This window comes from Stenotrophomonas sp. HMSC10F07 (assembly GCF_001807895.1).
GTDB lineage: Bacteria > Pseudomonadota > Gammaproteobacteria > Xanthomonadales > Xanthomonadaceae > Stenotrophomonas > Stenotrophomonas sepilia.
Genome location: NZ_KV791416.1, coordinates 1 through 10228, shown reverse-complemented (window position 1 = coordinate 10228; position 10228 = coordinate 1). Strand labels below are relative to the sequence as shown.

Below are 10228 nucleotides of genomic sequence, written 5' to 3'. Positions count from 1 at the left end.
ATCCGTTTTCCGCAGGAAAACGGATCTGACCCCAAGAGCTGTTCCGACAGATCGCGGAAGACTGTCAAAGGCGGGGTGGGTCCGGTTGCGGGGGTGTCCGCGGCATGGATGCCGCGGCCAAGCCCCCAAGGATGGGTTAACGGCGTCCCCCGCAACCGGATCCACCCCGCCATCCCTCAGGAAACCCGCTTTTGCTCTGGTTCTGGCTTCCAGCGGGTGCAGGGTGCAACCCTGCAAAACAAACACCACCCTACGCCAGCGTCGGTTGTGCAATCTTCCCCCGCGCACTACGATCCTGCGGTTCGCGCGCGTGCGCGCCCTTACTCCTGCTGAGCGCCCCGCGCGCCGCATCTGCCAACCCGAGGTATCCATGGTCATCAAACCGCGCGTCCGCGGCTTCATCTGCGTCACCACCCACCCGACCGGCTGCGAGGCCGCGGTCAAGCAGCAGATCGACTACATCCGTGCGCGCCCGCCGATCCAGAACGGTCCCAAGCGTGTGCTGGTGATCGGCGCGTCCACCGGCTACGGCCTGGCTGCGCGCATCACCGCTGCCTTCGGCAGTGGTGCTGCCACCCTCGGCATCTTCTTCGAACGCCCGGGCAGCGAGACCAAGCCGGGTACCGCGGGCTGGTACAACTCGGCCGCGTTCCACAAGTACGCCGACGAAGCCGGCCTGTACGCCAAGAGCATCAATGGCGATGCCTTCTCCGATGAAGTGAAGGCGAAGACCATCGAAATGATCAAGGCCGATCTGGGCCAGGTCGACCAGGTTGTCTACAGCCTGGCAGCGCCGCGCCGCAAGCACCCGAAGACCGGCGAGATCATCAGCTCCACGTTGAAGCCCATCGGCGAGCCGATCACCCTGCGCGGGCTGGATACCGACAAGGAAGTGATCACCGAGACCACCCTGCAGCCGGCCACCCCGGAAGAAATCGCCGGCACCGTCGCGGTGATGGGCGGCGAGGACTGGCAGATGTGGATCGATGCGCTGGCCGATGCCGGCGTGCTGGCCAATGGTTGTACCACCACGGCCTTCACCTACGTGGGCGAAGAGATCACCCAGGCGATCTACTGGAATGGCTCGATCGGCGCGGCCAAGAAGGACCTGGACACCAAGGTGCTGGGCCTGCGCGAAAAGCTGACGAAAATCGGCGGCGACGCACGCGTGTCGGTGCTGAAGGCCGTCGTGACCCAGGCCAGCTCGGCCATTCCAACCATGCCGCTGTACCTGTCGCTGCTGTTCAAGGTGATGAAGGAAAAGGGCACCCACGAAGGCTGCATCGAGCAGCTCGACGTGCTGTACGACATCCTTTACGGCGGCAAGTCCGATGGCGTGGCGGTCGATCGCCTGCGCCACGACCTGGTCGATGGCGACGGCCACACCGTCGCGCTGGTCGATGAGGAAGGCCGCCTGCGTGCGGACTACAAGGAAATGGCCGCAGACGTGCAGGGCAAGGTGGTCGCGCTGTGGCCACAGGTGACCAACGAGAACCTGTACGAAATCAGCGACCTGGCCGGTTACAAGGCCGACTTCCTGCGTCTGTTCGGTTTTGGCGTGGAGGGCGTCGACTACGAGGCCGACGTCAACCCGGACGTGAAGATCGGCAACCTGGTCGACATGACCTGATCAGGCAGAAGGCCGGCGAAAGCCGGCCTTCTGGTTTGTGTAGAGCCGAGCCATGCTCGGCTGCTCTTCGCTTGGGTCCCGCAGCCGAGCATGGCTCGGCTCTACAGAGAGGCGTTACCCGAATTCGAACCCCATCTCCGGCAACGCCGGGCCGACAAAGTCGCCCTGCACGTAATCCACGCCGGCACTGAACAGCAGCGTCATCGAGTTGGCATCGCTGACGAATTCGGCGATGGTGCGGATGCCCGCTTCCTGAGCACGCGCAGTGATCTGGCTGATGCGGTCGATGTTCTCGCGGGTGGCAGCCAGGTCGCTGGTGAAGCCCCGGTCCAGCTTGAGGAACTGCGGCTGGAAGTGGGCCAGCAGCTGGAACGAGTCCAGCCCGGAACCGAACTGCTCCAGGCCGATGCGGCAGCCCAGTGGCGCCACTTCGGCAAGGAATTGCTGTGCACTGCGCAGGTGGGTGAACACCTTCGCTTCCGGTGCATGCAGCCACAGCCGTTCGCCGGGCACGCCCTGTGCCTGCAGTTCGCGGTGCAGGGTGGCGATCATCTGTGGGTCATCGAACGATTCCGGCGTGACCTTCACCAGCACCTGGGTGGCATGACCCGCACGTGCGCGTTCACCCAGCACCGCGATCGCCTGCGAGACCACCCAGCGGTTGATGTCGGCCAGCAGGCCGTGTTCCTCGGCGATGCCCAGGAACGCGGTCGGGCTCAGCAGCTCGCCATTGTTTTCCAGGCGCAGATAGGCTTCGTACAGCTCCAGTGGTTCGCCCTGCAGGTTCAGCACCGGCTGGTAGTGAAGCTGGAAACCGTCGCCGGCCAGCGCCTCGCGGATGCGCGCCACCCAGCGCTGCACACGTTCTTCCTCGACGCGGTCGGCCGCAGCCGGGTCGAAGATGCGGCAGGTGTTACCCAGCTCGGCTGCAGCCTGGGTGCATTCGCTGGCGCGCGCCAGCACCTGGCCGATGCTGGCGATCTTCTCACCGACCTGTACGCCACCGATGCTGACCGTCACCGTGGCCGAGCGTGCGCCGATGCTGAAGACGTGCGCGGCGTAGGCTTCTCGGATGCGCTCGGCCAGCGCCACGGTCTGTGCGTAGGGTCCGGCCTGCAGCACGGCGAAATTGTGTTCGCCGAAACGGGCCAGTTGCGCGTCCTCGCCAACCACTTCGGCCAGCAGGGCGGCGAGGGCGCCGATCAGGGTATCGGCCGAGGCCAGGCCGATATCCGGCAGCAGGCGCGCGTAGTGGTCCGGCTCGATCAGCAGCAGGCCGAATTGGCCCTCGCTGCGCCCGGCCTGGGCCACCGCGCTTTCCAGCTGCAGCATGAAGGTCGGGCGATTGAGCAGGCCGGTGACCTGGTCGCGCTGGCGCAGGTCCTCGACCTCGCGTGCCAGCTCGGGGTCGAACTCCATGCGGCGGCGGAGCACCACCTGCAGGCAGGACTCGCCTTCGTAGGTGGCCGCCGCAAATTCCATCGTCGCCGGGAACGCACTGCCGTCCTGGTGGCGCGCGTCGAGCTGGTACTGCGGCGGCGGCGCCTCGCCACGGCTGAGGCCCTTCAGCAGCTGCTTGAAGCCCTCCACGTGTTGGGCAGCGACCATGTCCAGCAGCGAAATGCCTTCGATGTCGTCGAATTGCTCGTAGCCGAACATCTCCAGATAAGCGTCGTTGGCGCGGATGTGCATGCCTTCATGCACGTAGGCGATGGGGTCGCGCGAGGAGGCGATCAGCGCGTCGCAGCGGCGCTCGGTCTCGCGCATCTGCGCCTCGATGCGGCGCAGGCCGCGGCGTGCCTGCAGGTCGACCCACTGGTCGCGGACCACGGCGAGCAGGTGCTCGGGGCGCTGGCGCAGGGCGAGGGCACGGATGCCATGGCTGCTGGCCTGCACCAGTTCGTCCTCGTCGATGCGCTCGGCCAGCAGCACCAGCGGGATGTCCTTGCCGCTGGCAGCGATGTGCTGGGCTGCCAGCTGCAGCGGAATGCCCTGCGACGGCGAGGCCAGCACCAGGTCGATGGCCTGGCTGGTCAGCACCTGGGCCAGCTCGGCCGCATCCTGCGGGCGCCACGGGCGTACCGCGATGCCGCTGTTGCGCAGGGTGCTGACGATGGCTTCGGCATTCTCGCCGCTGTCATCGACGATCAGCAGGCGGATGGTGATGTCGTTCGCGTTCTGCATGCACTGCTCCCCAATCTGCGAATCTAGATACACGATGCGCGGCGAACCGTCCATGCGCGTACCCCTTGCGCGCATGGAACGGCGAAGTGGTTCACACCACGCCGCCCGCTGCGTGGCCGCTGGCCCAGGCCCATTGGAAGTTGTAGCCGCCCAGCCAGCCGGTCACGTCCAGCACCTCGCCAACGAAGTGCAGGCCGGGGACGCGCTTGGATTCCATCGTTGAGGATGACACTTCGGCGGTGTCCACGCCGCCCAGGGTGACCTCGGCGGTGCGGTAGCCTTCGGTGCCGCTGGCCACCAGCGGGAATGCGCCCAGCAGCTGCGCAGCCTGGCGCAGCACCGGCTCGTCCAGCTGGCGCACGGGGCGGTCGGGCAGCCAGTGCTCGCACAGGCGCTGCGCCAGCCGCTTCGGCAGTACCTCGCCCAGCACCGTGCGCAGCTCGGCGGCGGGGCGGTCGCGCTTCATCTGGCGCAGCCACTCGCCCGCATCCTGGCCCGGCAACAGGTCCAGCTCCAGCGCATCGCCGGGCCGCCAGAACGAAGAGATCTGCAGGATGGCCGGACCGCTCACGCCACGGTGGGTCAGCAGCATGAAGTTCTGGAAGCTCTTGCCGTTGCAGCGCGCCTCGATCGGTAGCGCCACGCCGCTGAGGTCGGCCAACCGTTCCTGGTGCTTGCCGCTGAGGGTCAGCGGCACCAGCCCGGCGCGGGTCGGCAGCACCTGGTGGCCGAACTGGCGGGCCACTTCATAGCCAAAGCCGCTGGCCCCCATGCTGGGAATCGACAGGCCGCCGGTGGCAACCACCAGCGAGGCGCAATGGAACAGCCCGTGCGTGGTGTGCACGCGGAAACCATCGCTGCCATGCTCGATGCGCTGCACGCTGCAGTCGGTACGGATCTGCACGCCGGCCGCCTGGCATTCGTCCACCAGCATTTTCACGATCTGCTTGGAGGAGACATCGCAGAACAGCTGCCCCAGTTCCTTTTCGTGATAAGCGATGCCGTGCTTGTGCACCAACTCGATGAAGTGCCAGGGCGTGTAGCGGGCCAGCGCCGACTTGCAGAAGTGCGGGTTGGCCGACAGGAAGTTGGCCGGGGTGGTGCCGGTGTTGGTGAAGTTGCAGCGGCCACCGCCGGACATCAGGATCTTCTTGCCGACCTTGTTGGCATGGTCGATTACCTGCACCTGGCGGCCGCGCTGGCCAGCCGTGATCGCGGTCATGAGCCCGGCTGCGCCGGCGCCGATGACCACCACGTCACAACGGATCGTGCTCATGCCTTGGCGCGCTTGCGCCAGGTCGGGATCACGTCGAGCTGCATCTGATCGTTGAGCAGCTGCACTTCACCGTCCTGGATCAGCACGCTCCAGCGCATCGCGCGCTGGATCTGCTGGCCCCACAGTTCTACGAAGGCACCGTCGAGGTCGACCACCGAGAGGTTGTCGAAGCGCGCCAGGCCCTTGCCCTGCTTGCCCCACCAGATCTCCGAGGCGTTGCCGCCATAGTTGACCACCTGCACCTGGCGGCTGCGGTTGCTGGCCTTGCGGATGCGCGATTCGTCCGGATGGCCCAGGTCGATCCACTGCAGGATGTCGCCGGTGTAGTCGTGTTCCCACAGATCGGGCTCGTCATCGGTGCTCAGGCCGCGGCCGAACTCCAGGCGGTCGCCGGCGTTCAGCGCGAAGGCGAGCAGGCGCACCATCAGGCGCTCGTCGGTCTCGGACGGATGCTGGGCCAGGGTCAGGTTGTGGGTCGCGTAGTAGCCGCGATCCATGTCGCTGATCTGCAGTTCGGCCTTGCGGATGGTGGCGGTAAGAGCCATGGGGGGTCCGTGGACTAAAGACGACAATGATAGAGGTTTGCTCCGGGGGTGTCCGTGGCTGGGCTGTCTGCATGCCGTCAACGGTGGCACTCTTGAGGTCTTTCCTGTGGCCGGAGTGGACGCCATGAGCCTGCCCAGCCGGTTGCAGCTGCCGCCCGGCCCCTGGGCCACCCTGCTGGATGGCCTGTGTGCACGTTTCCCGCGCATCGCGCCCGCGCAATGGCAGGATCGCTTCGCGCGTGGCCGTGTGCTGGATGCGCAGGGCAGGGCGCTCACTGCGGACATGCCCTGGCAGGTCGGGCGGGAGATCCAGTACTTCCGCGAGGTGGCCGACGAACCGGTGATTCCCTTTGTCGAGACCATCGTCCATCTGGATGCGCACCTGCTGGTGGCCGACAAGCCGCATTTCCTGCCGGTGACACCTGCGGGTGGGCATGTGCGCGAGACGCTGCTGGCGCGTCTGGTCGCCCGCACCGGCAATGCCGATCTGGTACCGCTGCACCGGCTGGATCGGCTGACGGCCGGGCTGGTGCTGTTCTCGACCCAGCGAGCGTCGCGCGATGCTTACCAGCGCCTGTTCCGTGAGCGGCGCATCGAGAAGACCTATGAGGCCCTGGCGCCGGCGCTGCCGGGGCTGGCGTTTCCGTTGCAGCGGGACAGCCGGTTGGTGCCGGGCGAGCCGTTCTTCCGCATGTCCGAAGTGCCCGGTGAGCCCAATGCGCGCAGCCGGATCGAGCTGATCGAGGCCGAAGGGCCGATCTGGCGCTACCGGCTGCTGCCGGAGACCGGCCGCAAGCATCAACTGCGCGTGCACATGGCCATGCTGGGGGCGCCGATCATGGGTGACGACCTGTACCCGCAGCTTCGGCAACGTCCGCCGAACGTCGCCGAGGCGCCGCTGCAGCTGCTGGCGCGGGCCCTGGCCTTCGACGACCCATTGAGCGGCGAACGACGGGCATTCAGCAGCGGCCGCAGCCTGAGCCTTCCGGCTTAGCGCGGCCAGGCGCTCAGCGGGCCGGGCGTCGCGCCAGCCAGCGGTCCAGCTCGGCGGCGAACAGCTGCCGGTCGCGGGGACCCAGGGGCGGCGGTCCGCCGGTCTGGACCCCGGCGCCGCGCAGTTCCTCCATGAAATTGCGCATCGACAGCCGCTCGGCCATGTTGTTCGGGGTGTACAGCTGGCCGCGCGGGTTCAGCGCCACGGCCCTCTTCTCCAGCACCAGCGCAGCCAGCGGGATGTCCTGGGTGACGACCAGGTCTGCGGCGGCGACCCGCTCGACGATGGCGCTGTCGGCCACGTCCAGGCCCTGCGGTACCTGGATCGAGCGCAGCCAGCGCGACGGCGGGGTGCGGATCCACTGGTTGGCGACCAGGGTCAGCTCGATCCCGACCCGTTCGGCGGCCCGGAACAGGATGTCGCGAATGACAGTGGGGCAGGCGTCCGCGTCCACCCAGATGCGGGGAGACGCGTGTTCAGCGGGGATTTCAGCTTCAGTCATTTACCCAGTGTAGGGTAGGAAAAACCTGAATGGGGGCTCGGGGTTAGCCGCGATTGGCTGCCAACCCTTGTCACGCCTAGCGGGTGACGTGTTCCCATGAACGTCGGGACTATCGCTTTTTGCAGAAAACACGCGTATCGTGCGACCCACTGTGTTTGCTAGGGTCACCGTGAATCGTGGCCTGGTGCAGTTGATCTCACGATCCGCTCATCGATCCGCTTTACCAACGCCTGCAACTCAGTCTCGGCCCCGATACCCGGTGGCTGCGATTTTTTTCAACATGTGTTTCAGGAGTTAGTAAAATGTCTGAACGTCAGACCGGCACCGTCAAGTGGTTCAACGACGCCAAGGGCTTCGGCTTCATCACCCCGGAAAGCGGCCCGGACCTGTTCGTGCACTTCCGCGCGATCCAGGGCACCGGCTTCAAGACCCTGCAGGAAGGCCAGAAGGTTACCTTCATCGCCGTCCAGGGTCAGAAGGGTATGCAGGCTGACCAGGTGCAGGCGGTCTAATCCGTCTGCTACCGTTGGGTAGCCAGAACGCCGGAGGCGAGAGCTTCCGGCGTTTTTTATTGCCCGCTGTTTTTTGTAGAGTCGAGCCACGCCGACTGTTCTCAAGGACAGTGGAGCAGGGCTCGACTCTACAAAGGGCATGCAGCCGGCGCGGTAGGATGGCGGCCTTCCCAAGGATCGTCCCCATGCGCATCGTTCATCACCTGGAAAACTCCCGTTCCCTGCGCGTGCTGTGGATGCTGGAGGAGTTGGGGCTGGACTACGAACTGCGCCGCTATCCGCGCGATCCGAAGACGCTGTTGGCGCTGCCGGAACTGCGCAACGTGCATCCGCTCGGCAAGTCGCCGGTGCTGCAGGATGGCGAGCTGGTACTGGCCGAGTCCGGGGCGATCCTCGACTATCTGGCTGACCGTTACGACACGCAGCGCCAGCTGTCGCCGTCACCGATGCCGGCCGACGGCACCGAACGCATCGCGTACCGCTACTGGCTGCACTATGCCGAAGGCTCGGCGATGCCGCCGCTGCTGCTGACCCTGGTGATGGGCCGCATCCGTAATGCGCCCATGCCATTCTTCGCACGCCCGATTGCACGCAGCATTGCCGACAAGGCCGAGCGGGGCTTCGTTGGGCCGCAGCGGCGCCTGCACCTGGACTGGATGGAGCGCCGCCTGGCCGAAAGCCCATGGTTTGCCGGCGAGCGCTTCAGTGCGGCCGACATCCAGATGAGCTTCCCGATCCAGGCTGCTGCCGCGCGCGGTGGCGGTCTCGACGGCAAGCCGGCACTGCGTGGCTTCCTCAAGCGCATCAGCGAGCGGCCTGCTTACCAGCGCGCCGAGGCCCACGGTGGCCATCTGCAGGCGCTCAGCGGCAATTGAGGCCGGCGGCGGTCGCCCCCACCTCCAGAGTCATGGATACCGACAGCCCCCGTTTCGACAACCGCCTGCTGCATGCCCTGCCGGGTGACCCCGAATCCGGCCCGCGTCGCCGTGAAGTGCTGGGCGCGGCCTGGTCGCCGGTGATGCCGACGCCGGTGGTGGCGCCCACGTTGCTGGCGTGGTCGCCTGAGGTTGCCACGATGCTCGGCTTCGATGCTGCCGAGATCCAGAGCGAAGGCTTCGCCGATGTATTCGGCGGCAACGCGCTGTACGCCGGCATGCAACCATGGGCCGCCAATTACGGTGGCCATCAGTTCGGTCACTGGGCCGGCCAGCTCGGCGATGGGCGTGCGATCTCACTGGGCGAGCTGGTGGCACCCGATGGCCGCCACTGGGAGCTGCAGCTGAAGGGGGCCGGGCCGACGCCTTACTCGCGCGGTGCCGATGGACGGGCAGTGCTGCGCTCGTCGATCCGCGAGTTCCTGTGCAGCGAAGCGATGCACCACCTGGGCGTGCCGACCACGCGCGCGTTGTCGCTGGTCGGTACCGGCGAGGAGGTGGTGCGCGACATGTTCTATGACGGCCACCCGCGTGCCGAGCCTGGTGCCATCGTGTGCCGGGTCTCGCCGTCGTTCCTGCGTTTCGGTTCGTTCGAGCTGCCGGCCTCTCGAGGCGAGACTGCCTTGCTGCAACAGCTGGTGGACACCTGCATCGCCCGTGATTTCCCCGGGCTGGGGGGGCAGGGCGAGGCACGGTACGGCGACTGGTTCGCGCAGATCGCGGTGCGCACCGCCGAGATGATCGCGCACTGGATGCGTGTCGGCTTCGTACATGGCGTGATGAACACCGACAACCTGTCCGTGCTCGGTCTCACACTGGATTACGGCCCCTATGGCTGGGTCGAGGATTTCGATCCGGACTGGACGCCGAACACCACCGACGCCCAGGGGCGCCGCTACCGCTTCGGCACCCAGCCGCAGGTGGCGTACTGGAACCTGAGCCGATTGGCCCAGGCGCTGTCGCCGCTGTTCGCCGATGTCGCACCGCTGCAGGCGGGCCTGGCGGCCTTCCAGTCCACCTTCGTGGCCTGCACGCGTCGCGATGCCGCGGCAAAGCTGGGGCTGGCCGCGGCCGACGATGACGACCTGCAGCTCTACCAGCGCTGGCAGCAGCTGATGCAGGAGGGTGCCATGGACATGACCCTGGCCTGGCGCGCACTGATGCGCATCGACCCGTCGGCAGCGGACGCTACGGTTCTGGACGCGGTGTACTACGACGAGGCGCGGCGACAGGCAGTGCAGGCACCGTTGCAGCACTGGCTGCAGGACTACGCGGAGCGCCTGCGCAGCGATCCGCTGCCGGCCAGCGAACGCGTGGCGAAGATGACGGCGGCCAACCCGCTGTACGTGCTGCGCAACTGGTTGGCGCAGGAAGCGATCGACCGCGCAGAGCAGGGTGACCTCGGCGGTGTGCATGCGCTGCAGGACGTGCTGCGCGACCCATACACCGAACGCCCGGGGCTTGAACACTTCGCCGGCAAGCGCCCGGCGTGGGCCGACAACCGCGCCGGCTGCTCGATGCTGTCCTGCAGTTCCTGAGGCTGGGTTTCGGCAGGGCTGCGCCCTGCACCTGCAGAGGCCAAGTCAACGGCCAGAGCAAAAGCTGGATCCCGTGGCTTGGCGGGGCGGTGTCGGAGTGCGGGGACGCTGC

9 protein-coding genes are annotated in these 10228 nt (G+C 66.8%); 5 read left to right on the top strand and 4 right to left on the bottom strand.

Annotation, left to right across the window (positions count from 1 at the left end; genetic code table 11):
- The first annotated feature begins 370 nt into the window (after positions 1-370).
- Positions 371-1630 (top strand): enoyl-ACP reductase FabV, encoded by a 1260-nt coding sequence (gene fabV / locus HMPREF3114_RS13800; protein ID WP_053500896.1) that lies wholly within the window; start codon positions 371-373, stop codon positions 1628-1630.
- Between the two features lie 114 nt (positions 1631-1744).
- Here the strand turns inward: fabV and HMPREF3114_RS13795 are convergent, their stop codons facing one another.
- The 3 genes from HMPREF3114_RS13795 to HMPREF3114_RS13785 all read right to left on the bottom strand — a co-directional run bounded on the left by HMPREF3114_RS13795 (position 1745) and on the right by HMPREF3114_RS13785 (position 5635).
- The gene (locus tag HMPREF3114_RS13795) at positions 1745-3814 is read right to left on the bottom strand and encodes an EAL domain-containing response regulator (RefSeq protein ID WP_005416205.1); all 2070 of its coding nucleotides are present in this window, start codon (positions 3812-3814) and stop codon (positions 1745-1747) included.
- A 91-nt stretch (positions 3815-3905) separates the two neighbouring features.
- Entirely contained in the window at positions 3906-5090 is a 1185-nt protein-coding gene (locus HMPREF3114_RS13790; protein WP_005416206.1) for a BaiN/RdsA family NAD(P)/FAD-dependent oxidoreductase, read from the bottom strand.
- On the bottom strand, positions 5087-5635 hold the full coding sequence (locus HMPREF3114_RS13785; protein ID WP_005416207.1) for a YaeQ family protein: 549 nt from the start codon (positions 5633-5635) through the stop codon (positions 5087-5089). Before HMPREF3114_RS13785 ends, HMPREF3114_RS13790 begins: the two co-directional genes overlap by 4 nt.
- Before the next feature lie 124 nt (positions 5636-5759).
- Here HMPREF3114_RS13785 and HMPREF3114_RS13780 point away from each other — a divergent pair, with 124 nt between their 5' ends.
- The gene (locus tag HMPREF3114_RS13780) at positions 5760-6629 is read left to right on the top strand and encodes a pseudouridine synthase (protein WP_053500894.1); all 870 of its coding nucleotides are present in this window, start codon (positions 5760-5762) and stop codon (positions 6627-6629) included.
- A gap of 13 nt (positions 6630-6642) precedes the next feature.
- Here the strand turns inward: HMPREF3114_RS13780 and HMPREF3114_RS13775 are convergent, their stop codons facing one another.
- Positions 6643-7131 carry a YaiI/YqxD family protein gene (locus tag HMPREF3114_RS13775; protein WP_053500893.1) on the bottom strand — a complete coding sequence of 163 codons (489 nt, stop codon included), beginning with the start codon at positions 7129-7131 and terminating at the stop codon, positions 6643-6645.
- A gap of 302 nt (positions 7132-7433) precedes the next feature.
- On the opposite strand from HMPREF3114_RS13775, the gene HMPREF3114_RS13770 reads away from it, so the two are divergent.
- The 3 genes from HMPREF3114_RS13770 to HMPREF3114_RS13760 all read left to right on the top strand — a co-directional run bounded on the left by HMPREF3114_RS13770 (position 7434) and on the right by HMPREF3114_RS13760 (position 10116).
- A complete protein-coding gene (locus tag HMPREF3114_RS13770; protein ID WP_005416210.1) occupies positions 7434-7643 on the top strand; it encodes a cold-shock protein in 210 nt (69 codons plus the stop codon).
- A 185-nt stretch (positions 7644-7828) separates the two neighbouring features.
- The gene (locus HMPREF3114_RS13765) at positions 7829-8518 is read left to right on the top strand and encodes a glutathione S-transferase family protein (RefSeq protein ID WP_070489930.1); all 690 of its coding nucleotides are present in this window, start codon (positions 7829-7831) and stop codon (positions 8516-8518) included.
- A 32-nt stretch (positions 8519-8550) separates the two neighbouring features.
- Positions 8551-10116 (top strand): protein adenylyltransferase SelO, encoded by a 1566-nt coding sequence (locus tag HMPREF3114_RS13760; RefSeq protein ID WP_053500889.1) that lies wholly within the window; start codon positions 8551-8553, stop codon positions 10114-10116.
- The last annotated feature ends 112 nt before the right edge of the window (positions 10117-10228 follow it).